General features: G+C 67.4%; 20 protein-coding genes. 6 read left to right on the top strand and 14 right to left on the bottom strand.

Going from position 1 to position 26,585, the window contains the following annotated elements:
* Positions 1-91: 91 nt before the first annotated feature.
* Positions 92-403 carry a hypothetical protein gene (locus R5W23_RS19710; RefSeq protein WP_320687766.1) on the bottom strand — a complete coding sequence of 104 codons (312 nt, stop codon included), beginning with the start codon at positions 401-403 and terminating at the stop codon, positions 92-94.
* 403 nt (positions 404-806) lie between these two features.
* Here R5W23_RS19710 and R5W23_RS19705 point away from each other — a divergent pair, with 403 nt between their 5' ends.
* Positions 807-1,067 carry a hypothetical protein gene (locus tag R5W23_RS19705; RefSeq protein WP_320687765.1) on the top strand — a complete coding sequence of 87 codons (261 nt, stop codon included), beginning with the start codon at positions 807-809 and terminating at the stop codon, positions 1,065-1,067.
* A 298-nt stretch (positions 1,068-1,365) separates the two neighbouring features.
* Here R5W23_RS19705 and R5W23_RS19700 read toward each other — a convergent pair whose 3' ends face one another.
* Together R5W23_RS19700 and R5W23_RS19695 are read right to left on the bottom strand one after the other, a co-directional pair.
* The gene (locus R5W23_RS19700; RefSeq protein WP_320687764.1) at positions 1,366-2,208 is read right to left on the bottom strand and encodes a prepilin-type N-terminal cleavage/methylation domain-containing protein; all 843 of its coding nucleotides are present in this window, start codon (positions 2,206-2,208) and stop codon (positions 1,366-1,368) included.
* 105 nt (positions 2,209-2,313) lie between these two features.
* Entirely contained in the window at positions 2,314-2,769 is a 456-nt protein-coding gene (locus R5W23_RS19695; protein WP_320687763.1) for a hypothetical protein, read from the bottom strand.
* A 500-nt stretch (positions 2,770-3,269) separates the two neighbouring features.
* Here R5W23_RS19695 and R5W23_RS19690 point away from each other — a divergent pair, with 500 nt between their 5' ends.
* The gene (locus R5W23_RS19690) at positions 3,270-3,539 is read left to right on the top strand and encodes a 50S ribosomal protein L27 (protein WP_261190533.1); all 270 of its coding nucleotides are present in this window, start codon (positions 3,270-3,272) and stop codon (positions 3,537-3,539) included.
* Positions 3,540-3,696: 157 nt separating this feature from the next.
* Here the strand turns inward: R5W23_RS19690 and R5W23_RS19685 are convergent, their stop codons facing one another.
* The 6 genes from R5W23_RS19685 to R5W23_RS19660 all read right to left on the bottom strand — a co-directional run bounded on the left by R5W23_RS19685 (position 3,697) and on the right by R5W23_RS19660 (position 12,531).
* Positions 3,697-4,626 (bottom strand): WD40 repeat domain-containing protein, encoded by a 930-nt coding sequence (locus tag R5W23_RS19685; protein WP_320687762.1) that lies wholly within the window; start codon positions 4,624-4,626, stop codon positions 3,697-3,699.
* 3 nt (positions 4,627-4,629) lie between these two features.
* Positions 4,630-6,168, bottom strand: a complete 1,539-nt coding sequence (proS, locus tag R5W23_RS19680; protein WP_320687761.1) for a proline--tRNA ligase — start codon at positions 6,166-6,168, stop codon at positions 4,630-4,632.
* 334 nt (positions 6,169-6,502) lie between these two features.
* Positions 6,503-6,808: a hypothetical protein gene (locus R5W23_RS19675; protein ID WP_320687760.1), complete on the bottom strand. Its 306-nt coding sequence runs from the start codon at positions 6,806-6,808 to the stop codon at positions 6,503-6,505.
* Positions 6,809-6,822: 14 nt separating this feature from the next.
* Positions 6,823-8,730 (bottom strand): serine/threonine-protein kinase, encoded by a 1,908-nt coding sequence (locus R5W23_RS19670; RefSeq protein WP_320687759.1) that lies wholly within the window; start codon positions 8,728-8,730, stop codon positions 6,823-6,825.
* Between the two features lie 266 nt (positions 8,731-8,996).
* On the bottom strand, positions 8,997-10,481 hold the full coding sequence (locus R5W23_RS19665; protein ID WP_320687758.1) for an aldehyde dehydrogenase family protein: 1,485 nt from the start codon (positions 10,479-10,481) through the stop codon (positions 8,997-8,999).
* A 148-nt stretch (positions 10,482-10,629) separates the two neighbouring features.
* Positions 10,630-12,531: a redoxin domain-containing protein gene (locus tag R5W23_RS19660; protein WP_320687757.1), complete on the bottom strand. Its 1,902-nt coding sequence runs from the start codon at positions 12,529-12,531 to the stop codon at positions 10,630-10,632.
* Between the two features lie 327 nt (positions 12,532-12,858).
* Between R5W23_RS19660 and htpG the strand changes: the two genes are divergently transcribed.
* Positions 12,859-14,751, top strand: a complete 1,893-nt coding sequence (htpG, locus tag R5W23_RS19655) for a molecular chaperone HtpG (RefSeq protein ID WP_320687756.1) — start codon at positions 12,859-12,861, stop codon at positions 14,749-14,751.
* Between the two features lie 216 nt (positions 14,752-14,967).
* Here htpG and R5W23_RS19650 read toward each other — a convergent pair whose 3' ends face one another.
* Complete coding sequence (locus R5W23_RS19650) at positions 14,968-15,492, bottom strand: FG-GAP-like repeat-containing protein (protein WP_320687755.1); 525 nt, start codon at positions 15,490-15,492, stop codon at positions 14,968-14,970.
* 2 nt (positions 15,493-15,494) lie between these two features.
* Positions 15,495-16,127 (bottom strand): FG-GAP repeat domain-containing protein, encoded by a 633-nt coding sequence (locus R5W23_RS19645; protein WP_320687754.1) that lies wholly within the window; start codon positions 16,125-16,127, stop codon positions 15,495-15,497.
* Between the two features lie 534 nt (positions 16,128-16,661).
* On the opposite strand from R5W23_RS19645, the gene R5W23_RS19640 reads away from it, so the two are divergent.
* Positions 16,662-16,970, top strand: a complete 309-nt coding sequence (locus R5W23_RS19640; RefSeq protein WP_320687753.1) for a hypothetical protein — start codon at positions 16,662-16,664, stop codon at positions 16,968-16,970.
* Between the two features lie 163 nt (positions 16,971-17,133).
* Here the strand turns inward: R5W23_RS19640 and R5W23_RS19635 are convergent, their stop codons facing one another.
* From R5W23_RS19635 to R5W23_RS19625, 3 genes are all read right to left on the bottom strand, one after another.
* A complete protein-coding gene (locus tag R5W23_RS19635) occupies positions 17,134-18,273 on the bottom strand; it encodes a TIGR03364 family FAD-dependent oxidoreductase (protein WP_320687752.1) in 1,140 nt (379 codons plus the stop codon).
* Positions 18,263-19,417, bottom strand: a complete 1,155-nt coding sequence (locus R5W23_RS19630; RefSeq protein ID WP_320687751.1) for a LacI family DNA-binding transcriptional regulator — start codon at positions 19,415-19,417, stop codon at positions 18,263-18,265. The genes R5W23_RS19635 and R5W23_RS19630 overlap by 11 nt, the downstream gene beginning before the upstream one ends.
* A 135-nt stretch (positions 19,418-19,552) precedes the next feature.
* Positions 19,553-21,454, bottom strand: coding sequence for a LamG-like jellyroll fold domain-containing protein (locus tag R5W23_RS19625; protein WP_320687750.1), 1,902 nt, complete (start codon positions 21,452-21,454; stop codon positions 19,553-19,555).
* A gap of 323 nt (positions 21,455-21,777) precedes the next feature.
* On the opposite strand from R5W23_RS19625, the gene pilM reads away from it, so the two are divergent.
* Together pilM and R5W23_RS19615 are read left to right on the top strand one after the other, a co-directional pair.
* Entirely contained in the window at positions 21,778-24,252 is a 2,475-nt protein-coding gene (gene pilM / locus R5W23_RS19620; RefSeq protein ID WP_320687749.1) for a type IV pilus assembly protein PilM, read from the top strand.
* Between the two features lie 214 nt (positions 24,253-24,466).
* On the top strand, positions 24,467-26,581 hold the full coding sequence (locus R5W23_RS19615; RefSeq protein ID WP_320687748.1) for a hypothetical protein: 2,115 nt from the start codon (positions 24,467-24,469) through the stop codon (positions 26,579-26,581).
* Positions 26,582-26,585 lie beyond the last annotated feature (4 nt).

Below are 26,585 nucleotides of genomic sequence, written 5' to 3'. Positions count from 1 at the left end.
CCCCCCCCCCCCCCCCGCGCGGGCGGGCCGCCCCCCCCCCCCCCCCCCCCCCCCCCGCCCGATGCGTCAAAAGTAGGAACGCCGGCCCCACTCACTTGGGCGGCATGGTGCCCGGAACGACCGCGCCCGGCATTAGGGTCGGGCCGGTCGGAACGACGTACGCGCCCGGGTGACCGTACTGTGAGCCGTGGTAGTAGCCCGGCTGACCGTAGTAATTCGGCTGGCCGTAGTAGCTCGGCTGACCGTGGTAGTAACTGGGAGCCCCGCCACACGGGTCACACGCCGGTGCGGCGTAGGTCACCACTGCCGCGGCTTTTTTCTTACGCTTGCAGCAGGCCGACGCGTCGGCGGTGAGAGAGACGACCGACGCCAGGGTCAGGGCGAACAGTGCGAGAGCGCGCATCAAAAGCACCTCAGAGAGTCGAGCGGCCGACGTGGCCGCGCTGCCCCCGCAGTATGCAACCGTCGCGCCTGTTTCGCCCACCGGCGCACATTGCCCAAATTCCCCACATCAGCCTCTTCACGGATTTCACTGGTCGTCATCTCGTGGGCAAAAGGGGCCGCAGCGCCACTCACATGGCCAAAGTGTGTGTGCCGTCGGCGGGCAGTACGAAATGCCTCTTACGACCGCTCTGGAGGCTCACCGAGGCCTGTTCTCGGCTGCGTGACAATTCCGTTCTCGCCCTGGGGCACGTTCGTGCCGACAAGGATGCGAAACGGGAGCGGGAGCGGCTCCGAAGCCACTGACAAATGGCGACCGTAACGAAAGGTTGGAGCCAGTCCGGGCGGGCGAACGGAAAAACCGCTTGTGGACGTTCACTGGTGGCAAGCTGATTCCACAATACAACAGCGGCGGCGTTGCAGCGGTGAAACTCGCCCCTCCCGAAAGCCCGCGGCGATTGACCTCACGGACAAAAACAGCAACTGAAGGCATTTACAAGTTCGACGGCGCGGACAAGTTGGTGATGTGTTGTCGCGATGATAACAAGCGGTCAACGGAGTTTGCGGCGGGGCCGAAATTGGGGACGATCCTGTTCGTGCCGGAGCGGGTGAGGCTCCCAAGGTGAGTTTCGGATGGCATCCCGTTTGCCTTACATGCACTACTGGCGCGACGACTCGAATACACACTGCGTCTCGACCACGTTCAGCGATTTCAGCTACAGTTTCTATTGACTCGTGCGCCCCAGCACGTCGAGTGCGGGACGCGCCGGTACCGAATACGAACCTCGGCGATGGTCGCGGGCTCACCGGCGACACCTGCCCACTCGTCAATCGATTGGTCTATCCAGCCGTACAACGACTCAGGGCACCACCGTCCCGCGCGGCCTTACAGGTGCGTCTTGCGACACGAGCCTCAACACGGCTCTACCAATCAGTGATGATTTCTCCTCCTGCCGGCGTCACCGCACCCCAAAAAACCGTTGGATCAATGGATGGCCGGATCAGGCGCCCACTCCCGTCGCCCAGAGCGACGAGAAGGCCATCCGTGAAAAACGATTGGAGCACGCGAAAATTACAATCTACTGGCAAAGGCCGGACCTGGAACGTCACCCCCGGCGTCGTACCAGTGCTGATGGGCGGTGCCCCCCGCGTCAGCGGCAGGACATCGTTGTAACCATCATCTGCGAAGGTGGCGCGGCGGGTGTGAGGAGGGTCGCAAGGAATCCGTCGGTTGGTGCCATACTCGAAGCACGACGGACCGAGCAGCGACCAAGAGCACGCGGCCGGGCCGCACTTGGCGTAGTGCTGAGAGAAAGCGATGGTTGAGGACGTGCCGTCCGCGAAGGTCGTATCGAGTGACGCTCCGGCGCGAAACACGACGGCGTTGGAGACGTAACTGCAATCCGCGTGACTCGTTTCGGGAACCGGTGTCGCGAAGGTCGGGTCGTAGCGACTTTGGAGGAATCGCGGGTGGTTGTAGCTCTCGCTCGTGCTGGTCGAAATCTCCAGGTAATTTCCAAGCGAGTCGAACAGCGACAACCCGAGCGACGGCTCAACGTACTCGACGTTGGGCAGTTTCCCCTGATGGTCCGCGGCGAAGGCGTGTGCCGCGAGGCCGATTTGGCGGATCTTATTTAACTCCTCGGTTCGGGCGGCAGCGGCCCGAACCCGTTGGATCGCGGGAAGGAGTAACCCGATGAGGACGGCGAGGACCGCCAGCGCGACGAGGACTTCGATGAGAGAAAACCCGCTCCGACGGCGATCCATTGTCGACCTCCTCTTCGATCCTACCGCGTCCACAGACGATTCACTCGCCCGGCAGAACCTCACACGCTGTGAACTTTCACAGGACGAACTGAACAGAAATAGAAATCACGGAATCGTGCAACCGTTGAACGGCACGGGGAAACTCGTTGCGTCGAGCGGCCCAGTGGTAGCAATGACTTGTGCATTGTTCGGAGTGTTGTCGAACACGATTCCTTCGGCGATGGAGATTACGGTCCCCGATGCAATTCCGGTACGGTTCCAGCTATGCGTCCCTTGTGGCAGAATTGGGTTCTGTTGGGTTGCCATCAAAGTCGGCTGATCGACGAGCTTCGCCTTCTTCGCCGTCCAGAGGTTAACGGTTAGCGAGCCGATGTTGTTGCCACAGTTCGCCCAAGTCAGGCCAACCGTGTACGATCCTTTATTGGCGCCCGGCGATGGGAGGGGGTTGAAACTGACGCCCGCCACCGCCGCTGCCCCACTGGCATTGGAACTGCAATAGACGCAGCCGAGGCACAGGAGGACCATCATCGCTAAACGGAATCGAAACTGTCTGCGCAACACGGTGTCATTATCCTAAATAACGCCATTTGGATACGATCTCTCCTCGCATCCGTAGATGATTTTATCATCCACCGTAATTTTCCACCAGTGCAATCATAGCTTTTGGCGTTTGGCTGCGAATTAGGCCGTTCACCGCAGCATGCTCGGCGGAAAATCGCCCCCAGCCCCAGCACGCGACAAGCCGATACACATCTTTGGAGAGCTGGCCACTAGTCGGCCGGCATTAGCTGAGACGTTTCAAATACGCTCAACGCTTCTCGCGTGGTGCCTTTTGAGATATATTTCCCTTTGACCTTGCTCACGCCGCCCGTCGGGTGTGTCCTTTGAGTGTAGTTGGGGCCGACAACCGCCAGCCTCCGAGTTGTTTTTCCAGAAGCACAGTAACGTCCCGCAGAAAATCAGGTTGGCACCCACACCCGAAACAGCGCCTTGCCCACCCTCGCATAACCGATACAATACTCCATCCTGCGTAGAAATCAGGTTCCGGGGAGGATAAGAGAATGGCACACAAGAAGGGTCAGGGTTCAGTTCGTAACGGTCGCGACTCGCTGCCGAAGCGCCGCGGGCTGAAGGCCTACGGCGGGCAGGCGGTGACGGTGGGGAGCATCATCGTGACGCAGTGCGGCACGAAGTTCCACCCGGGCCGGTTCGTGCGGATCGCGAAGGACTGTAGCATCTTCTCGCTGGTGGAAGGCAAAGTGTACTTCGACCAGGGCGGCCGTCGCATCAACGTGCTGCCGAACGACCCGACCTCGACCGCCATCTGCTGAGTTGGCGAACGGGCTCACACGAAGCCGCGCGACTCGTCGCGCGGCTTTTTTTATTGTGCGGCGTCACGTCGGGCCGAGATCGTGCATGGGCGTCGGTCCGCGTGGCTCGCCACAACGCGGCCGGGTTCCAATCGGCCCCTCGGGCGGCCGGCCCCTCTCAATCGTCGAGGTCCCAAACCACGATCTGCCCGGTGTCGCCGCCCGCGGCGCACCGCAACCCGTCCGGGGCGAAGCAGACGGTACGTAACCGTCCGATGTCCCACTCGTAGCGCCGCCGCGGTTCCCAGGCGGTCACGTCCCAGAGCGTCGCGGCGGTGTCGTTGCTGGTCGTTGCCAGTTGAGCGCCGTCGCGCGAGAACGCGACCGAGGTGAAGTGCTTGAGCGTCGAGTTGAGCCGCTTCACCGGTTCGGATTCGGGCCGCGCCGTGTCGACCACGAACAGCGCCCGCTCGCGGAGCAGAACCGCGACGCCCTGCGGGCTGACGGCGCCCTCGCGGGCGTAGGTCGGCAACTGGCCCACCCAGTCCGCCAGGACCTCGCCGGTGGCGAGGTCGAACACCTCGATCCCCGTCCGCGACACGTTCTGCACGGAGCGGTCGAGCGAGCGGACCCGCGCCAGCCGCGTCGCGTCGGGCGCGAACAGCAGCGCCCGGTACCCGTGCCACTCGAGGTGCGGGTTGAACGTGCGGTCGTGGTGCCACAGCTCCGTCCACCCGCTCACGGTCGGCCGCAGCGCGCGGAACCGCTGCACTCCCGTCGCCTGGTCGCGCGCCACGGAGACGACGGTCCAGCCGTCGGGCGCGGGGTGGGTGTGGCTCGCGGTCAGCGCCGGCCCGTCGGTCCGCGCGCCGGTTCGCGCGTCGAACCACAGGAGCCCGCTGTAGTAGATGGCGGTAACGGCCCCGCCGTCGGGCACGAACGTGAAGGTGCGCCCGAGCGGGCCGTTGTCCACCGTCCACAGCGGGTCCGGGCTGCCGCCCACGTCCCACATGTGGAACGCGCGGTCGTCGCCGGCGCCGAGCAGGGAGCCGTCCGGCGAGAACCCGATCCGCAGCGGCCAGCGGCCCAGTCCGCGAAAGATTTGCATGGCTCAGTACGCGCGGGCGAACACGACCTTGCGCGCGCTGGGCTTGCCCGTGAAGATGCACGTCCCGGACTCCTGCGGCCCGTCGAACGGCAGGCACCGGATGGTGGCCTTGTACTCGGCCTGCACGCGGTCCTCGGTCTCGCGGGTGCCGTCCCAGTGCGCCAGCACGAACTTCAGCCCGCCGGCCGCCCCGCCCTCGTCTTTCTCGATTGGGAACAGCGACTTGAACTCGTCGAGCGTGTTCGCGGTGACGAGGTTGGCGTCGCGGTAGGCCTTGGCCCGCGCGTACAGGCTCGCCTGGATGTCCCGGAGCAGCTTGCTGACGTGCTCCGCGGCCCCGGTGAGCGGGACGCCGAACTGCTTGCCCTCTTTCCCGGGCACGTCCCGCCGCGCGACCGCGCACGCGCCCTTCTCAATGTCCTTCGGCCCGATCTCGACCCGCACCGGCACCCCGCGCACCTCGTGCTCCGCGTACCGGAACCCGGGCTGCTTGTCGAACAGCGTGTCGATCTTCACGCCGATCGGCTCGTACCCGAAGAAGTCGTCGCGGGGCAGCGCGCGGAGTTCGGCGGCCAGCTTCTCGGCCGCCGCGATCGAGGGGCCGCGCTCGGCGTCGTTCTTCCCGAGGGGCACGATCACCACGTGCGTCGGCGCGAGCCGGGGCGGGACCACCAGCCCGTTGTCGTCCGAGTGGGTCATGATGAGCCCGCCGATGAGGCGCGTGCTCACGCCCCAGCTCGTGGCCCACGCGTACTCTTCCTTGTTGCTCTGGTCCTTGAACTTCACGTCGAACGCCTTCGCGAAGTTCTGCCCCAGGAAGTGCGAAGTGCCGGCCTGGAGCGCCTTGCCGTCCTGCATCATCGCCTCGATGCAGAGCGTGTACACGGCCCCGGGGAACTTCTGGCCGTCGGTCTTGGGGCCGACCAGCACGGGCATCGCCATCCACTCTTCCGCGAACTTCTGGTACACGCGGACCATCTGGAGGGTCTCCTCTTCGGCCTCCTTCGCGGTGGCGTGCGCGGTGTGCCCCTCCTGCCAGAGGAACTCGGCGGTGCGCAGGAACAGCCGGGTGCGCATCTCCCAGCGCACCACGTTCGCCCACTGGTTGATGAGGAGCGGCAGGTCGCGGTAGCTCTGGACCCACTTCTTGTAAGTGTTCCAGATGATCGTTTCGGACGTGGGGCGGACGATCAGCGGCTCCTCGAGCTCCGCGGCGGGGTCGACGTGCAGGGGCTTCCCGGGCTCGGCCTTGAGCCGGTAGTGGGTGACCACCGCGCACTCCTTCGCGAACCCCTCCGCCATCTGCTCCTCCTTCGCGAGGAAGCTCATGGGGATGAACAGGGGGAAGTACGCGTTGACGTGGCCGGTGCTCTTGAACAGGCCGTCGAGGGCCCTCTGCATCTTCTCCCACAGCGCGAACCCGGTGGGCTTGATGACCATGCACCCGCGGACGTCGGAGTTGTCGGCCAGCCCGGCCTCTTTGACGATGTCCAGGTACCACTGGGCGTAGTTCGTCGCGCGTCGTGTGATGGCGTCGGCCATGAGCTCGGCGTTCCTTCTTAAAGCGTGAGCCGCGGGCGCGAACCGACCCCGATCCGTGCCCGGGTGCGTTGCTGTTATAGATAGGGACGCCACTCGGAACCGGAGGCGCCCGCGGGCCGCGGCCGGATCGCGGCCGTCAAAACCTTATAAGCCCGAGCCGAACGCGAGTTCACTCGGGTCCGCCGCGAGCGGCGACGTGTTTGAGCCGCAGGCGCCCCGGGCTCAACCCGTAGAAACTGCGGTTCGCGTCTACGAACTCGGGGTGCGAGATCACGCGAGCGCAACGAGCCGGCTGGTGCGACGGGTGTCGCAAAATTAGGCCCGGCTCGCGCCATCAAGGAGGGCTGTCGGTTTCGAAGCTGAGTCCGGTGCGGGTGTCCGTGTCGACAAGGGTGTTAGGGGCGGCTTTGACACGGAGCACGGCTCGGACCGTCTCCCCGATCGTGCTGTTGAGATAATTCAGGGAGAATGAGAGCGACCCGGACGTTTGAGAGGCGTCCTGCGCCGCCACGGAAATGCCGTTGTACTCGATGACCACTTCCAACCCGCCGGCGTCCGCAATGTACTCGACTACGAGTTCGTAAGGGGCCGATTGGGAATCGTCGTTGCTCAGGTTGGAGATTGAAACGTGTGACGCCATAAACCCTCTCCCCGCTATTTGGGCAGCGGCTCGATACTGAAGCTGAGCACGGTCGCCCACGACTCCTGGACCCAGATGCCGACCGGGCGCCGCGGGGACCACGCACCAAGAGTGACCTGTCCCCCGAGCTGCGGGTTCGCGTTCAGCGCGTCTTCGATGGCGACCCAGCCCCGCGGGATTACGGTCGGCCGGACGAGTTCTTGGCCCCCGTGGCGGAAAACGAGCTTCTGCGGAGTCACGTCAACTTCCAGCGTCCGGGGCGAAGGTGTCGTTTCGTTCGCGGTGAGCGGCAAGCGCCCGTTGGGGTACCTGCACCAAGAAGGCCGTTCCAGCGGGTATTCGATCACACCGCAATCCGTCAATGCGAGCTCACCGGCCTCTTGCCCGTTCCGTCCCGATTCACAAATCGTTGCGGTCACGAACGCATTAACGGTGCAGTCATTTGCCTTGATCCGGCGGTATCCGAGGACGATCCCGACGCGCGGCACATGGGTTATTCCGCTGCCGGCCGGCCCGACCGGTGGGGTCCGGCGGTCCTGGCGAAGAACGGCGCGGATCCGGTAGCTGTCAACGCCCGGGTCGGCAAGAAGTTGGAGGGCACAACCCTCCCGGCCTTTGAGCACGAGGCCGTTGCCGCCTCCTTCCGGCAATGTGGCCGGACAGGGGTTCAGGCCCCACCCGATCGGGGTCCGCGGTCCGCTCCGGCCGAGCAACTCGACGCGCTGCCCGTTCCGGAGGGCACGGGTCACATCTTCGGCCGTCAGTTCGGCGCAGAAAGTGACGGCGGACGGCGTGGCCGGCAGATCGGCCACTTTCGGCACCGGCACCAAGGGCGGTCTGATAACACCGGCGTCCGCCGATCCCAATCCCACCCCACGCATCGCCCCGACCGACCCGATCGAGGTGAGGAACATCAACGCCGCCGCGCCGGCGAGGGCGTGCCGGCGATCGTTCGCCCAGTACCGCGCCCGCCGCCGCCGGGTCATCAAGGGCGCGTTGGGACGCAACCCGGCCTCGTACCGGTCCAGGTCCGCCAGGAAGCTCGTAACCGACTCGTACCGGTCCGCCGGGTCCTTCGCGAGGCACTTCAGGACGATCGCTTCCAGGCGCAGCGGCACCTCGGGGCGGCGCTTGCGGACCCGCTCGGGCGGGTCCGCGAGCACCTGCTCGATGACGGACGCCTGGGTCGGGCCGGTGAACGGGGCGCGACCGGTCAGCAGGTGGTACAGGGTCGCCCCGAGCCCGTACACGTCGGCCCGGAAGTCGATGTCGCCGTTCGCCCGGGACACCTGTTCCGGCGGCGCGTACCCCGGGGTACCGATCGTGTCGGTCGGCACCGTAAGGTTCTCGTCGCCTGCGGCGCTCAGCCGTCGTGCCAGCCCGAAGTCTGCCACTTTCAGCTTGTCCCACTCCCGGGGGCCGCCGAACAGCAGCACGTTACCTGGCTTCAGGTCGCGGTGGATGATGCCCTTCGCGTGCGCCGCCGCGATCGCCCCGGCGACGACGCGGATGATGTGGGTCGCGTCCTTCAGCGTCAGCGGATTCGGCCCTCCTTCGCCCGCCCCGAACACATCGGACAGCGAACCGCCCGTGGCGTGCTCCATAGTGAAGAACGGGGTGGAGCGCATGAAGTCCGACGCGTACACTGGAACGATGTTCGGGTGCGCCAGTTCGACCAAGACTTGCAACTCGGTCACGAAGCGCTGGTGCGCGACGTAATGTTCGGGGCGCTTCAAGAACTTCAGCGCGACTTCTCGGCCGGACGGGCACTCGCGTGCCAGGTACACGTCGCCCATTCCGCCCTCACCGAGCCGCCGGAGCAGATCGAACCCGGGTGGCGGGGCCGGCAGCGGGCGGACGGCGGAGGCCGATTGCGGGGCGAAAAAGAACGGCGGCGCGGGCGTCGTCGGCCCTTCGTACACAAAGCCGCTCGGGAACGGTACTTCTGGTGACGTGTGCGCGCTGGCGCCGGGGGCTACGCACGCCGAGCACACACCGCTCGGCAGAAGGGCCTGAGACTTCTGGCACCGCTGGCAAAATACGGGCGAGAACACGGCGCGCCTCGGGGTTTTGGTTCCACCCAGCGGAGCGCATCATACCGGGGCAATGGAACTGTGGCAAGAACTTGCCGGACGGCCAAACCCAATCATTAATTGAGTTTCAATTATTTCTCCCGGGCGCCGGGCCGTCACTTCTTCTTGCGCCGGACGCCCCGCACCATCTGCCACAGCCCGCCGAGCTTGTGCCGCAGCCCGCGCCCGTGCGAGAACCGGATCAGCCCGCGCAGGATCTCGCCCGTGGCGGGGTCCGGGTTCGCGGCGTCGTCCAGGTGCGGGCGCAGCGTGCCGTTGTGAACGGTCACCACCTGCGGAGTGGTCATCGCGAGCAGCCCTTCCCGGCCCTGGGTCTCGCCCCAGCCGCTGGCCCCGCGCCCGCCGAACGGGGTCGCGGGGTGGGCCGTCGGCGCGAGCACGTCGTTGATGACGACGCTCCCCGACGGTACCCGGGCCGCGAACGCGCGCGCCGCCTCAACGTCCGCCGAGAACACCGACGCGGACAGCCCGAACGGCGAGAGCTTCGCCAGCGCCAGCGCCTCATCGGCGGTGTCGAACGGGATGACGGCCGTGACCGGCGCGAAGCACGCCTCGCGGCAGAACGCCGCGTCCGCCGGGACGTTAATCAGAACCGTCGGGCGCAGGGAGGCGGAAGCCGTCCCCCCGCCGACGGGGCCGTCGTTGCCCTCGCCGGTGGGAACCGGTACCGCCGTCGCCCCGCGCTTGACGGCGTCCCGAATGAGCCGCTCGGCCTGGGTGAGTTGTCCGGGGGTGACGAGCCCCATCGGGCCGGCCCGCTCGATCAGCGGCTTCAGCAGCGCCACGAACGCCTCGCACCACTGCCGCTGCACGAAGACGCGCCGCACCGCGATGCAGGTCTGGCCGCGGTTGATCGACAGCCCGAACCACGCCGCCTTCGCGGCCATCGCGAGGTCGGCGTCGGCGAACACGAACATCGCGTCGCACCCGGAAAGCTCCAGGGTGGACGGGACGAGCCGCTCGCCCAGCCGGGCCGCGAGCTTCCGGCCGACCACGTCCGACCCGGTGAACACGACGTGGTCCACGTCCGCCTCGGCCAGTTGCGGCCCGGCCTCGCGGGTCGCCGGCAGCACCTGAAGCAGGGCCGGGGGGAAGCCCGCGTCGCGGAAGAGCTGGGCCGTCGCGGCCGACGTTTGGGGCACATTCTCGCTCGGCTTCCACAGCACCGCGTTGCCCGCGACGAGCGCCTGCGCGATCTGCCCGACGTTCAGGAACACCGGGTAGTTCCACGTCCCGATGACCCCGACCACGCCCCAGGGGCGGTGGTGAACGACATCCCGGTTGCCCATGAGCCAAGTGGGCTGGTCCCACCACGACACGGCCCGCGGGGCGAGGGCGCGGGCGGCGCGCTTTTCGAGGAACTTGAGCGCCGCAGCGGTGGGGAGAATTTCGCTCCCCGCGATCTCGAGCGCCGGGCGGCCGATGTCCGCCGCGATGGCCTCGCCGACGGCGTCCATCCGCTCGACCAGTAGCGCCCGCAGTTTGCGGACGCACCGAAGGCGCTCACGAACGGGATGCTGCCCCCACGATCCCTGAGCGGTGCGGGCGGCGGCGACTTCGGCGGCGAAGGGAGTGCTCATGTGGCCACAGTATCAAAGGCGAGCCGGGGGCGTAAGTCCCCACCACCAACGAACGCCAAACACCCATAATAACAAAAGCGGGGGGCACAAGCCCCCCGCGTGCGAACGCCCGACCGAACCCCGGAACCCGTGCCCCGCTCGCCGGCGGTTACTTGTCGCTGAACAGCTTCTTGAGGTCGTCCTCAAGGGTCTGAACCTGGGCCTTGCGGTTCACGATCTTGCCGTCCCTGCCGACGACGAACGCGTGCGGCGGGGCCAGGATGCCGTAGGCGGCGGCCAGCGCGCTGCCGTCCAGCCCGCCTTCCGCGAACAGGTGGGTGCCGGGCAGCCCGACCTTCTTCGCGGCCTCGGCCGCCACCTTCGGGTCGTGGTCCACGCTCACCGTCACCACCGCCAGCCCCTTCCCTTCGTACTCCTTCATCAGGGACTGGAGCTTTTTGGCGTCCTCCGGCAGCGACTGGCTCCAGCTCGCCCAGTAGTACAGCACCACCACCTTGCCCGGCTGGGCGGCGTTGAACGGCTGCGTGGTGCCCAGCACCGTGCCCACCAGCTCCAGCGGCTTGCCCTCGGCGTCGTACCGTTTCAGCGCGCCCGCGGCCTTCAGCCCCTGCGCGGTGTTGGCGTGGCCCTTCGCCAGCGCCTCGAACGCGGCCCGCGCCTTCGCCTCGCCGTCCTTCGCGCCGGAGTGCTCGTGCGCCATCGCCAGCCGCCACAGCGCCTCGGGGGCGTCGGTGCTCTGCGGGTACGCCTTCACGAACTCTTCCAGCGACTCACGCCACTTGTCCTGGATCGGGCCGAGTTGCCCGTTCGGCGGCAGGTTCGCCATCGCGACCGCGTTCTCGGCGAGGATCAGCCGGAACGCCGCGTAAGAGGCGATGGCCGCGTTCGCCCCCGGCGCCGAATACGCTTTCTTGAACTGATCGATCCGCACCAAGTGTTTGTTGCCGGCCTTATCGCCCTCGGCCGCCGCCGCGTGGCTGTCCAGCAGCATCTTGATCCAGGTCTCTTTCTTGCTCTCGTCCTTGAGCTGGCTGTTGATTTCTTCAAGGATGCCGGCGCGAACCGCGTTGAACTTGGCGATCTCCTGTGGGGAGGTCAGCCCAGAGCCCGTCTTGTCATGATCGTTAAGTTTTTCGACCAGGGTGCGGATCTCGTCCGGCACGGGGGCCGCTTCGGCCCCGCCGGCGTTCACCTGCTGCACCGCGGCGCCCGGCGCCGGGCCGTCCACGAGCTTCCACGCGCGGCCGATCTGCACCAGCTCGCCCATCTGGAAGGGGACGCCCTTCCCGCCGTCCTCCACGAACACCGTGCCGTTCTTGTAGGCGGTGTAGTCCTCGCGCCCGTTGAACGCGTCCGCGGGGCGCACGCTCGGGATGCCGTACTCGACGTGCAACCACCGCGCTTTGTCGCTCAGCTTGAGGGCCGCGGCGGTGTCCGCCAGCCGCTTGGGCACCCCGCTCGCGCGGGCGAGCGCCTGGTTGACGTCCGCGGCCGGGAGCCCGAGGCCGGCGAGGTTCTCGCGGGTCACCACCAGCGCCGCGAGCCGCTTCGGGTCGTTCGCGGCCAGCGCCGCGGCCACCTCCTGGCTCACCTCTTCGGGGGAGATCACCGCCCACTCGTCGATGACCCCGTCGCGGTTGCGGTCCAGCCCCCACTTGGTGCCGTTCGGGCCGACCCAGCGGAACTGGAACGGCTCCTTCGGGTCCGGCATGTACACCTCGCGGTACGCCTCGACCCCGTCGAGGTAGTACACGATGATGTTGAAGCTCTTGTCGTCGTAGCTCACGAACTGGCGCACCGGCTTGTCGTCCGGGCCTTTCAGGAGCGAGCCCATCGACTTGCCGCCCGCTTTCGGGTCCGGGTTCAGAACGGGCGCGATCCGGCACCCCGCCGCGGGCGGGGTCGAGACGTTCACCCCGGGCTGCTTCGGGGTCTGTTTGAGCGCCCACTCGACCGTCACCGGGGCCGGCTGGGCACGCGCGGCAGCGGCGAACCCGACCACCAGCGTCAGCGCAGCGAGCGTCCTCACCGTCACCTGCGAAGTCGTCATCCCTGACTCCTATGGAAGTGCGCGCCGGGCTGGGCCATCCGGCGCATCCGTCACGACCTGTTTCGGCAGATTGGGCCGTCCGGGTTGACACTTGAGTCGAAAGACCGAATCCGGCGTCGCCGGTCTCCCCCGGTCACGAAATGGCACGCAGATCGCATTAGTGTGGGACATCCCAACAATATACTGACATTTTGTCACCCTGCCGTCCGTCACTTTCGCCGTAAGTTACGGCATATCGGGCGGTTGCTTCGGCAGGGCCGGCTCTGACGTTCCGTGTGCCCGCTGCCGTGCGGTGGCAGCGGCTTCCGATTTTCTGGGGTTCAAACGATGGCCGCCGAAACGCTCGAGTTCAAAGCCGAACTGAAGCAGCTCCTGCACCTCATCACGCACTCGCTGTACTCGGACCGCGAGATCTTCCTCCGCGAGCTGATCTCCAATGCCTCGGACGCCATCAACAAGGTGCGGTTCGACGCGCTGGCCAACGCCGACAAGCTCGAAGGCAACACCGACTGGAAGATCAAACTCACCCCCAACGCCGAAGCGAAAACGCTGACCATCTCCGACAACGGGATCGGGATGACGCGCGAGGAGGTGATCGCCAACCTCGGCACGGTGGCCCAGTCGGGCACGAAGGCGTTCCTGGAGGCCGCGAAGCAGGCCGGCAAGTCCGGCGAAGCGCCGGGGCTGATCGGGCAGTTCGGCGTCGGCTTCTACTCCGCGTTCATGGTCGCCGACAAGGTGACGGTGGTCACCCGCGGCCCGGGCTCACCGGGTGATGGCACCCGGTGGGAGTCCGACGGGCAGGGGGCGTACACGCTCGAAGCGGCCGAGAAGCCGGCCCGCGGGACGGACGTGATCCTGCACCTCAAGGACGACGCGAAGGACTTCCTCGATCAGTGGCGGCTCCGCTCGCTGGTGCGGAAGTTCTCGGACTTCCTCGAGCACCCCGTCACGATGGACGTCGAGAAGGAGGTGGGCGAGGGCGAGGAGAAGAAGAAAGAGGTCACCGAGGAGACGCTCAACTCGCGCAAGGCGATCTGGCTCCGCTCCAAGAGCGAGGTGAAGCCGGAGGAGTACGACGAGTTCTACAAGTCGCTCACGCACGACAGCGACGGCCCCGCGGACATCATCCACTACGCCGCCGAGGGGAAGACCGAGTTCAAGGTGCTGTGCTTCGTCCCGGCCCGCAAGCCGTGGGGGTTCGATTACGAGGAGCCGGTCGCCGGGCTGAAGCTGTACGTGCAGCGCGTGCTCATCATGGACCGGTGCGAGCAACTGCTCCCCACCTACCTGCGGTTCGTGAAGGGCGTGGTGGACTCGGCCGACCTGCCGCTGAACGTGTCGCGCGAGCTGCTCCAGCAGAACCCGCTGCTCGACGTGATCCAGAAGAGCGTCGTCAAGAACGTGCTGGAATCGCTCGGGGGGATGAAGAACATCGAGTTCGACAAGTACCTGGGCGTCTACAAGGCGTTCGGCACGGTGCTGAAGGAGGGGCTGACCCGCGACTGGAGCAACCGCGAGAAGATCGCCGACCTGCTGCTGTTCGAGAGCGCGAACACCGAGGCGGGCAAGTTCACGACGCTGGCCGAGTACGTCGGGAAGATGCCCGAGGGCCAGAAGGACATCGCGTACCTGATCGGCGAATCGGCGGAGCAGCTCCGGCACTCGCCGTACCTGGAAGCGTTCCGGGCCAAGGGCCAGGACGTGCTGCTGCTCACCGACCCAATCGACGAGTTCGCCATCCCGCAGCTCGGCGAGTACAAGGGCAAGAAACTGGTGGCGGCGGACCGCGGCGAGGCGGCCGGGGGCGGCGACGTGCCGGACGGCGACAAGGAGCGGTTCAAGGCGCTGCTCGGCGCGCTGAAGGAGAAGCTGCCGGACGTGGCGGACGTGCGGCTCACGAACCGGCTCACCGAGAGCGCCGCGTGCCTCGTGGCCGACGCGCACGGGGTGTCGGCGCACATGGAGCGGCTCATGGAGCGCATGGGCCGCGACGCCGGCACCGCGAAGCGCGTCCTGGAGCTGAACCCCAACCACGCGACCGTCGAAGCGGTCCGCGCGCTGCACGAAAAGGACGCCGCCGACGTGCGGCTCGACCTCTACGCCCGCCTGCTGTACGAGCAGGCGGTGGTGGCGGAAGGGTCGAAGGTCCCGGACCCGGTGGCGTTCGCCAAGCGGGTCAACGACCTGATCGCCCGCGACGCCAAGGCGGGAGCGTAAGCGCGCCGGGTATTGAAGTTGCGGGGCAGGCACCTCGCCCGCCTTCGGCTGACCGAAGGGTATCCAACCGACCAACCGCACGGGCGTCGCGTTCGACTCGTTCTGAACGCGGCGCCCGCAGGCTCGGCATGACCACACCGTCCCGCACCGCCTACGAGATAGTGCGAAAAGCGTCGGGCGGTTTGGAACAGAAAGAGATCTGGCAGTCACGAACGCTTACGGAACGTCCTCGCTCGTTACTGCCCCGACCCCGTTTCGGTCGACGAAGCTGTAGACAAGCTCCCCGGTACGGCCGTCAAACGTACTGTTAGTGACGCCTTGCCTGACTCTTGCATTGATGTACTGGAACTCATCGGGACTTTGATTCGACGTGCTCACATCAATGGCACCGAAGAAGCCCGGGAACGCCAAGAAGCTACGGACCTCGGCAGCGGTCCGCCCGTCGAACACCTTCATGTGACCATCGACATCGGCGCCCGTGATGAAATCCGGAATGCCGTCGCGATTGACATCCGACAGTGCCAGCGACACCGGGCCGGTGTGCCCGGCGTATGATTGAAAGCTCCTCACCTCGGTGCTGGTCTGACCGTTGAAAACCTTAACGTGACCACCTTCTTGAGCAACCGTCAGCAGGTCCGCACCGCCGTCGCCCGTCATGTCCAGGAAGTGTTTGCCTTCGGCAACGATCGGCGGTGAAGTCACACTAACAGCGCCGGAGCTCCCGAAGCGTGTGGTGCTCACGTTCATGGCCCCGGTATAACCGGGGTACGCCAAGAAGCTGCGGACCTCAGCGTCCGCCCGTCGAACACTTTTACGTGGCCGTTCAAACCGGCCCCGGTAATGATGTCGGCGTAGCCGTCGCCATCGAGGTCCCCCGTGTTCACGTCGGTCGTCCCAATGTAGCCAGAGGACGCCAAGAAGCTACGAACTGCGACTCCGGTGCGCCCATCGAACACGACCACGTGGCCGTTGTCACTGGCCCAGGCGACGGAGTCGTTTTGGCCGTCGCCGGTCACGTCATCAATACGCGCGAATGAAACCGTCCCGGCGTACCCGCTGAACAGATCCCCCCAGACTGGAGCCGCCGGCCACGGCGGCAGAACGTCGTTGCTGAGATCCCCCTCAATCGCCGAGCTCGTCGGGGTTAGCCGTGGTTCGAGTGCTTCGCAGGTGAGAAAACACTTGTTATCCCGGTGACGTCCCTTCACGATCATCCTCGTTGAGTAGCCAACGTAGGCTAGTAGGCCACGGTCTTCCGTTCGACCGATTGGTAACTTAACGATCCCGCCGAACCTGAACAAGTTGAAGAGGGCGACGAGTGCGGGCGACTTTGGTGGGTGACGCCGAACCGTTGAGCCGCTGCGGGCTGGGGGCATTGCCTCCGACTACGCCTAGTTCCTTAGAGATGTGGTTGAGCAATGCAGACCGTCACAAAAAGCGCAGCGCAACTGCGCTCGTCGGCCTCGGCTTACCGTTCGCGGCTGGACACCGCGAAAAGGGTCGCCCGTTCTCTCATGGTGCCCACCGCCGAGTGCTGGGAGGGGATCAAGTTCCGGTTCGGACCGCTTTGAATCCGTAAATCAGTCCAACGGCCGGCACCTCATTTCTCACAAATCGCGGCACCGTTTTCGCTACTCTCCCAATCGTCATATTTGTTACTCGTGCCCGCTTGGCATGGGTACAATGACTAACAGTCGGGCACCCGCGATTCCTTTTGTTAACTTGGTTAACTTGGGTAAGCAACTGCCTGAGCCTAATTGCACGTCACTTGTTTCGCGCCCAACACGATCTCTTTCGCCCGGCGCAGAAGGTTCCGAATATTCCGGTTTTTCAGACGAATTTCTCAGCCGTGTAGGCTTCCTGTTCTACGGTTCCGCTACATTCGGAGTACGGCACCTGAGGGCTCGATCATGATGCTCACCCTTCTGACGGTCGGCGGCGTTGCCCTCAGCCTTGCGGCGGCTTACGTGGTTACCGCAAAGGCCAAAGACGTGGTGCTCGCGAGCGACAACACGGTCGTCGGCCTGTCCGATCCGGCCGCGGACACGCTCGCCACCGGCTGCCAACTCCGGCCCGTTACCCTGAGCGAATGGAACTTGGCGACCGTGACCGCACTGAGCGACGCCGAAGAACTCCTCGATGTGCTCGAGTGCCAGGGGTACGCCGAGCGCGAGCTGATGGTCCTGGGCAACTCCTGCTTCACCGTGCGGTGGCGGTAGGTCAAAAGTCGCAAGTCCACAAGTCCCAAGTCCGCAAGTCGTAAGGCCGAAGACCCTCACACCGGAGGTCTTCGGCCTTACGACTTGCGGACTTGCGACTCCCGGACTTGCGACTCCCGGACTTGTGGCTTGCGACCTGCGGACTTGGGACTTGCGACTCCTCTTAAGTGTTCGCGTTCCACCAGTCCTCGGCCAGCGCGAACGACATGGTCATCCCGAGGCCGCCGGGGGCCACCGCGATCACGCAGCCGGGGTGCGGCTCGTGCGTCACGAAGTGCTTCTCCGGGTGCTTCGCGTAGACCCCGTGCCACCGCGCGCCGATCGTCCAGTCCGGCACGTCGATCATCGTCCGCAGTTCCTTCAGGATCAGTTCGTCGATCTCGGTCTTGTCGAACACGCTGATGTCGGCGTCGTACTCGTGCGAGTCGCCGATCACCACCTCGCCCCGGTCGTTCTGCGACGCCATCACGTGGATGCCGTACTTCACGTACTCGGGCATGGTGGCCGCGATCCGGGCCTTGAGGGCCGGCAGCGTCGAGCACAGCTCGAACGCCTTGTAGTGGCACAGTGTAAGACCGCCAGCGATGTGGGGGCCGGCGCGCCAGCCGTTGGGCTGCGGTCGCGTCTTCATCATCTGGAGCTTGCACCGGCGGATGCCGCTGGCCGCGAACGTCTCCGGGAACAGCGTCTCGAAGTCGGCCCCGGAGCACACGAAGACGCGGTCCGCCCGCCACACGTCGCCGGCGGCGGTGCGGACCTGGGGCGCCTCCACGCTCGTCACCGCCTCGCCGAGCCGCAACTGCACGCCGTGGGCGTCCGCCAGGAACCGCGGCAGCCGGGCGAGCGTGTCCGGCGGGTTCACGGCCAGCTCGGTCGGGCTGTGGAGGGCGCCGCGGAACCCCGCCGGGTTGATCGCCGGGAACCGGCCCAGCGCGTCGGCGCGCGGCAGGTACTCGCACCGGATCCCGCCGGGGCGCGCCAGCTCCGCGAACTCTCGGAGCAGCGCGTCCTCGTCGTCGTCGTGGGCGACGTGCAGCGACCCGCACTCGGACACCCACAGCCCGGCCCGCTCCTTCAGCTCCAGCCACCGGGCGCGGCTCCGCAGCGCCCGGTCGTAGGCCGGCCCCGGCAGTTGACCGATCGGCCACACCATCCCGAAGTTCCGCACCGACGCGCCCTGTGGCCCCGGGGTGCGGTCGAACAGCACCACCGAGCGCCCGCGCCGCGCCGCCTCCCACGCGAACGCCAGGCCGACGATGCCCGCGCCCACCACCGCCACGTCCGCCCGCTTGTCACTGGACACTGTACCCTCCGTCCGCCGTGCGCTGGACCCCGATGGAGCTCTCGCGGACGATCAGGTGCCCGGGCACGACCACCTTCAACGGCCGCCGCCCCGGGTTCTGGCGCCGCTCCCGCATGAGCCGCACCGCCTGCTCCGCCATACCATCGGACGGATAGGCGTATGTCGTAATGCCGATGGCGAACTGCTCCCCGATGGGCAGGTCGTCGGCGCCGACCACGGCCACGTCGTCGGGCACCTTCAGCCCGCGGTTGAGCAGCTCGAAGATGAGCCCCATCGCGGTGTAGTCCTGGTAGCACAGCACGCCGTCCAGCCCGTGCTGCCGGATCTGGTCCGCCAGGACCGAGTACGCCTCGCGGTTGGACTGGTCGGAGTTCTGGTACAGCACCACCGGCTCGAGCTTCGGGCCGGTGCGCGATTGGTTCGCCGCGTGCAGCGCGAACAGGTACCCCGACACCTTGTCGTTGTGGCTGCTGGTCGGCGAGGCCACCACGATCCCGATGCGGCGGCGCCCGAGGTCCAGCAGGTGCCGGGTGCAGCGGGCAGCCCCGTCCAGGTCGTCGGCCGCCACGAGGTCGTGGCTCAGCTCGCGGTTGTTCCCGCGCAGGTTCCGCTCGAGCAGCACCACCGGCAGCGCTTCCGCGCGGCAGGCGTCGAGGAACCGCTCGTCCAGCCGCATCTCCGCGTCGCTGTGGCGGGACGGGAGCAGGAACGCCCCGCCGACGCCCGCGTCCCGGGCGCGCCGCACCGTGACCCGGATCTGCGCCTCGGTCAGGTTCTGGGCCAGCGGGAACGCGTCCGACTCGAGGTGCATCGGCTCGCGCCGGGCCAGCGCCTCGAACCCGACCCGGCTCAGGCTGATGGTGGCCTTCTGCCACGGCCCCGGGGTGAGCCGCAGCACCAGCGCCCACCGGTCCGCGGTCGGCGGCGGCACCCGGACGCTGCCGGACCGCTCGACCGTGTGGATCAGCCCTTTGTCGCGCAGGATCTGGAGCGCCCGCGACGCGGTCACGACGCTCACGCCGTGCTGCGTGGCGATCCCGCGCACGCTCGGCATCCGGCCGCCGTCCCACTTCCCGGTGCCGATCTGGACCTCCAGCGCGGCGGCCACTTCCACGTACTTCGGTGCCCCGTTCGACTCGCTCATGAGCGTTCCGTTGGACGGCTGGTGGTGCCCGGGTTCGCGGCGCCGGCCGGGGCGCGCCGGCCCGGCCCAGAACATTCTTATGCGCGCGTGTACGCGGCGGCGCGGTTCAACGGCCGCGCCGCCGCGCGGCCGGCGTCAGTCCTTCTTGATCGTGAACTGGTCGAACAGGCGCCCCTCCTGGTCGAACGCGTGCAGCTTGAACGTCCCCTGGTGGACCGTGACGTAGCAGAAGTGGTGGTCCGACCGGAACTGGTCCTTGAAGAACGGCGGGGTCGGCGCGAAGTTCTCCAGCCCGCCGCCGCCGCCGCCGCTGGTCACGTACATGATGCCGTTCTTCTGGTCCACCTTGCCGGCGCGGATCGGCCACGACCGCTCGTACACGTGGACGTGGCCGTTGAACACCACGTCCACGTTGTACTTCTCGTACAGGGTCACGAAGCTGCGCACCCGCACGTCGCCGTAGGTGCTGCTCCCCTTCCAGGTGTTGCCGTAGTCGTCGTCGTCCGAGCAGTACGCCGGGTGGTGGTGGTAGCAGACCTTCCACTTGGCGGTGGACGCGGCCAGCGCCCGGTCCAGCCACTTGTACTGCTCGCCGTCCGCCTTCAGGTTCCGCTTGGAGTTCGTGTCGAGCACGAAGAACTCGGCGTTGCCGTAGGTGAACGAGTAGTAGTACTCGGGCTTCGGCAGGGCGAAGTACTTGTAGTAGTACGGGTGGTCCTTCTCGTGGTTGCCGATGGTCGGGAACACCGCCACCCGGCTGAACAGCTCGGCGCACGGCCGGAACAGGTCGCCGGTCCACTGCAGCTTCGAGGCCCCGTCGTCCACCACGTCGCCGCAGTGGATCACGAAGTTCGGCCGGCGCTCCCACATCAGCTTCGCCACCTTCCCGGTCACCACCGGGTTGCGCTGCGTGTCGCCGATCACCGTGAAGCTGTACGCGTCGTTCGGGCCGGGCGCGGTCATGAAGGTCGAGGGCTTGCCCTCCAGCGTGCGGCCCTGCGCGTCGGTGCAGACGACGCGGTAGAAGTACTTCGTGTTCGGCTCCAGGCCCGCGAGCGGCACCTCGCCCATCACGTTCGCCCCCTCCACCTTCGCCTGCTGCTTGGGCGGGAACGTGGGGCCGTATTCCACCACCGCCGTACACGGCTCGTCGGTCTCCCACATGACCGTGACGCCCGTGCGGGTCACGTACTGGAGGTACGGCGCGACCACGAACCGCGGCCCCTCGGGCACCGCCGGCGGCGCCTCCGCGAGCGCCTTGTCGGCCGCGAAGTGCGCCGCGACCTGCCCCGCGTCCACGGCGTGCGTGCAGAGGGCCACCTCCCGGATCGCGCCGAACAGCGGGAAGTCCTCGTCCCGGTCCTTGTAGCGCCCGATCACGAGCGGGGCCTCCTTCGCGTGCAGCACGGGTCCGGACTGGGCGTCGCTCGTGGCGTCCAACTGTCCGTTCACGAACAGCCGCATCTGTTTACCGTCGTACACCGCCGCGACGTGGTACCACTTGCCCCGCTGGTACTCGGTCTTGGACTCCAGGTAGGTCATCTTGCCGTCGCCGTCGTCCGCCCCCTTCGTCGCGAGGCCGAAGAAGAAACGCTTGAGATTCGAGCCCACGACAAAACCAGCCTCCGCCGGGCCGTTGTCCTGGAAGCAGCCGAGGACTCCGGCCCACTCGGTCGGCTCGTCGACCCGGACCCACGCCACGACCGAGAGGGCCTCGGTCGGCAGGAACGGGGCGCCCGCGGCCGCGCGCTCCTTAACCATCGCGCCGTCGTCCGGCCCCGTAAGATGCAGAAACGACACACTCCCGCCCTCGCCCGTAACGACCTTTGCGTCGCCGGTGAGGGTGGCGGGCAGCTTACCGGCCCGGTCGGCGACCGTTTTGGCCGAGACCGCGTCAACATCGAACACCCAGTGCGCCGAAGCCTTCAGGTCCGGCTTGGGAGCGGCCGTCAGCGCCTCGTTGCGGACCAGCGCGACCACCAAAACAGCGAGAACACACGCACCGGCCGCGCACACTTTCGCCCACGTTTTGGCCACGTGTCACCCGAGGTCAGCGTATACTGTACTACACAACCGCACGCTAGAGGCTACACAGAAGTCTAATAACCGCCGGTTCAGACGTGTGTGTAAAACGGGTGAAATTAACGAACGTGCCTAACCCCGCGACTTGCGCCAACAATTTGCCCGTGCGGCCGTTGAGTTCGTTGACAGTGGCGGTGCGAGGGTGATACCGTGAACCAAACGGGCACCTCGCGCCCCGAACGCTTACGTCCCCCGCTCACCGCCGGCGCCGCCCGCGCCCCGGACCGCCGAAACCTGGAGTCCGCGGGCGATTCCGCCCGCACCCGGAGAACCGCAATATGGCCGTCGCGAAAGGGTACTGGGGTATCGACATCGGGCAGTGCGCCCTCAAGGCCCTTCGGCTGGAGCTGATCGACGGGAAGCCCACCGCGACCGCGTTCGACTACGTCGAGCACTCCAAGATCCTGTCCCAGCCGGACGCCGACGTGGACCTGCTGATCCGCGAGGCGCTCGAGAAGTTCCTGTCGCGCAACAGCGTCAAGACCGACGAGGTGGCGGTCGGGATCGCCGGGCAGTCCGGGCTGGCCCGGTTCGTGAAGCTGCCGCCGGTCGAGGAGAAGAAGATCGCGGAGATCGTCAAGTTCGAGGCCAAGCAGCAGATCCCCTTCCCGCTCGACGAGGTGGAGTGGGACTTCCAGAAGATCGGCGGCGGCGAGGCCGTGGACGGGTTCGCGCTGGAGACCGAGATCGGCCTGTTCGCGATGAAGCGGGACGTGATCTCGCGGTACATGGGGTACTTCTCGGGCAGCAAGATCGAGGTCCACCTGATCCAGATGTCCCCGCTGGCGCTGGTCAACTTCGCCACCTACGAGCTGCTCAAGCCGAAGGGCGACCCGGCCGCGGCCGAGGAGGACGACACCCCGCGGGGCAAGAGCCGCTGCACCGTGGTGATGGACGTGGGCACCGACGCGTCGAACCTGATCATCACCGACGGCGGGAAGATCATCTGGCAGCGGCCGATCCCGCTGGGCGGCAACAACTTCACCCGCGCGCTGACGAAGGAGCTGAAGCTCACGTTCGCCAAGGCCGAGCACCTCAAGCGGAACGCCGCCAAGAGCCCGGACATGGCGAGCATCCTCAAGGCGATCAAGCCGGTGCTCACCGACTTCGTCGGCGAGGTGCAGCGGTCGCTGGGGTACTTCACCAACACGCACCGCAACGCGCACGTCGCGCACATGGTGGGGCTGGGCAGCGCGTTCAAGCTCCCGGGGCTCCAGAAGTACCTGGCGGACAAGCTGTCGCTGGAGGTGAAGAAGCCGGCCCGGTTCGAGAAGCTGGCCGGCGACGCGGTGCTCAACGACCCGCTGTTCCAGGAGAACCTGCTCACGTTCCCGATCGCCTACGGGCTGGCCCTCCAGGGCCTCGGGCAGGCGCGGCTCACCACCAACCTGCTGCCCCAGAGCATCCGGATGGACCGGGTGATCCGCTCGAAGAAGCCGTACGCGGCGGCGGCGGCGGCGACCCTGCTGCTGGGCCTGGGCGGGATGGCCGCCGGGTTCTCCGGCCCGCACGCGGCCCTGACCGACAAGAACGTCGACAAGGGCATCCAGATGACCAAGGACGCCGGGAGCAAGTACTCGGCCCAGGAGAGCACCTACAACACGAAGCTGGCCGAGAAGAACAAGAAGCAGGACGAGACCAAGCTCATCATCGCCGGCCAGGAGGAGCGGCTCAACTGGCCGCGGTTCACGGAGGTGTTCACCGCCAGCCTGCCGCGGCCCGGGCTCGCGAAGGACGGCGGCAACCTCACCGAGGTGGGGGGCACGGTCAACGACAGCCCGGACCTCCCGCCCATCGACCAGACGAAGCTGTGGAACGGGGCGACGGGCCAGCGGGCGTACGACTGGTTCGTGCAGCGGATGAGCGAGGGGGTGCCCATCGAGCGGGCCATCGAGGATTCCCGCTCGAAGTACCCCGAGGCGCTCGCGTTCCTGAACATCGAGACCGTCCACACCCGCTGGGTGACCAACGCGTCCGCGTTCCTCGCCGCCGCCGACGACCAGGTGCAGTTCCGGTTCGGGAACCCGATCGCGGACTGGATGAAGAACGACGAGCGGGAGAAGGACGCCGAGAAGGGCCGGTGGAAGCCGAAGGCGGCCGAGGGCGGGGCGTGGGTGATCGAGGTCCGCGGGTACACGGACCACACCGGCGGCCGGCGGTTCGTCGAGCAGTCGCTGCTCCGCAACCTGCAGCGGCTCGACGAGTTCGCCAAGAAGGACAAGCAGGGCCGAGAAAAGGTGGGCGAGTTCATCGTGGGGGTGCCCGACCCGGTGAAGGGGAAAACGAGCCACGCGTTCGTGTACGGGGTGTGGCCCGTCTACAACCCGCAGCCCGGCCAGTTCATCAACATCGCGCGCGGCTCCTACCTGGACGGGCTGCTCGGCGGGGCCGGAGCGGGCGGCTTCGGCGGTCCCGGCGGCCCCGGCGGCTTCGGCAGCCCCGGCGGCGGGGACGGCGAGATGGGGCGGGGGTCGCTCGGGCCGCCGCCGCCCAGCAGCATGGGCCCCGGTGCGATGCCCGGCGGCATGGGCTCGGGGTCGGGCGCGGACGGCGGGACGGCCGCGCCCGCGGCCCTCGCCCCCGCGTGGAGCGGGCTGGGCCACAGCGGCGGGGCCGCCGGGGCGCCGGCGGGCGACGCCAAGCGGCCGCCCGGCCAGGATGTCAAGACCCGGTTCGAGTTCGTCGTAATGATGCTCTGGCGCGAGCCCACCCCGTCTACCCCCGCGGCAGCGGCGGCGGCGACGACGCCGTGACGCCGGAACGGGTCCGAGGTTAACCCCGAGCCGCCGGCGCTCTTGAGCCGCGGTGAGCGCCGGCGGGCACCGCCCCGGCACCCCGACCACGCCGCGGCCCTGATCGAATTCGTCACGGCGGGTGCGGGCCGTTCGCGCCCGCGCCCGCCGTTGAGCCCGAAACAATCGCCGCCCCGCGGCCGTCGCCGAACACCGCCTAGTGAGGTTCGCAGGCATGAAAAGCGAAAGTCCGGTCAAGAAGCACCACTTCTGGATCCTCTGCGGCGTGGTCCCGCTCGTCACCCTCGTCGGCGTGATCGTGGTGGACGCCAAGGTGGGCAGCCGGATCGATGCCCGCCAGAAGGACATCGCCGACGCCGAGAGCGACATCGGCAAAAAGCAGAACGTCAAGCCGGTCAAGCTCATCAGCGAGCTGGACAAGATCTCGTCCCTCGTGGAGCGGAAGCAGGGCGACCTGCACAAGGAGAACTGGGAGCGGCAGAAGGCCCTGTTCAGCTGGCCCGGCAACTCCGACCGGTTCCGGCAGTTGGAAGAGCGCCAGCTCCCGTTCGGCAGCAACCTCCCGGACCTGACCGCGCTCCACGGCGAGTTCCAGCGGGCCGAAACCTACCTGCACGAGTACTCGTCGGCGACCGTCCGGCCCGACGGCACGCTCTCGCCGGGCACCGGGATGGCCGACCTGATGGCCCCGACTCAGTTCAACGGCGGCTGGCAGAACGTGCTGCGGCACGTCAACGACTTCGGCCAGGTGTTCATCACGAAGGACCAGGCGTGGCTGATCCTTGAGGACATGTGGGTGCAGCGGTCCCTGCTGGCCGGGCTCCGGTCCGTGAACACCGAGATGGGCAAGTTCGAGCCGGTGGCGGCCAACGCCGCGCCCAAAGGCGCGGCGCCCCAGTCCAAGGCCCGGAAGTTCCGCAACCGCATCTGGGAGGTGGAGCTGGACATCGTGCCCGGGGACGCCAACGGGCAGTTGCGGCTCGTCGGCAGCCTCACCAACATCTCGGACCGGCTCCAGTTGTTCGGCAAGTCGCTGGACGGCGGCAACGGCATGGCCCTGAACGTGTGGCTGTCCAGCGACCCCGGCGCCCAGCCGGTGGTGTTCCGGATCGGCGGCGAGTTCCTGCCCGGCCGCGGGGCCGTGAAGACCGTCAACAAGGACGGGGGCGCGCAGACGGTGGCCGCCAACGTGAAGGTCGTGGGGCCGGACAAGGACCTCAACATCCTGCCCCCCGGGACCACCCTCGACCGGGCCGAGATCGTCCGCGTCGAGCAGATCTACGACGTCCGCACCGTCCCCCTCAAGCGGATCGACTGGCTGGTGATCGGGAACCAGGCCGCGGTGGACGCGCGCAACGTCGAGCCGATCGCCACCACCGGGCTGCTGATGCCGCTCTCCACCGCCAACGGCGGCCTGTTCTCCGAGACGTTCACCAAGGACCCCAACGCGGTCGACCCGAACGCGGCGGGCGGCTCCGGGTCGACGGGTCCGGGCGGGGCCGCGATGCCGGGCGGGGCCGCGATGCCGGGCGGCCCCCCGATGGCCGGTCCGGGGCGCGGCATGCCGGGCACGATCGGCGCCGGGATGGGCGGCCCCGGCGGGGTGGGTGGCGCCGCGGGGGCCGCCAAGCCGATCGGCGGCGGGCCGCTGGCCGCGATCGCCGACGGGAACAAGAAGCGGTACCTGGCCGTCACGCAGCAGGTGCGCCGGATGCCGGTCGCGGTGGTGGTGGTGATCGACCAGGCGTACATCCAGGACGTGCTCCTAGCCCTGTCGAACTCGCCGCTGCGGTTCCAGATCACCCAGGTGAACTGGACGCGGTTCCGCGGCAACCTGGAAGGGCTGGGGATCACCCCGGGCTCCAGCGGCGGCAGCAACCTCGAATCGGGGAGCGGTCCGGCGTCGTTCGGCGAGGAGTTCGGGCGGGGCGGAAGTGCCGGCCCGGGACTGGGGCGCCCGTCGGGGGCCGGGTCGACCGGGTTCCCGACTCCGATGGGACCGGGCAGCGGGTCGGGCAGCGGGCCGATCAGTATGCCGGGCGGCATGCCCGGCGGCACCTTCGGAGGCCCCCCGGGCGGTTCGTCGGGGTACCCCGGCGGGAGCGGTTCGTCGGTGGTGAGCGAGTCGCAGATCACCTCCGGCCTCGTCGAGTTGAGCGTGTACGGGCTCGTGTCGCTGTACGAGGCACCGAAAGCCGCGACGCCGCCGACGCCGGACGCGACCGCCGCACCCAACACCCCGGCGCCGAACACGCCGGCACCGAACACACCGGCACCGAACACACCGGCGCCGAACGCCCCGAAGATGCGCCGCCGCGTCCGGAGGTGAGGTA

Source organism: Gemmata algarum (genome assembly GCF_034097035.1).
Taxonomy (GTDB): Bacteria; Planctomycetota; Planctomycetia; order Gemmatales; family Gemmataceae; genus Gemmata; species Gemmata algarum.
This window is presented reverse-complemented; position numbering and strand designations above follow the sequence as displayed.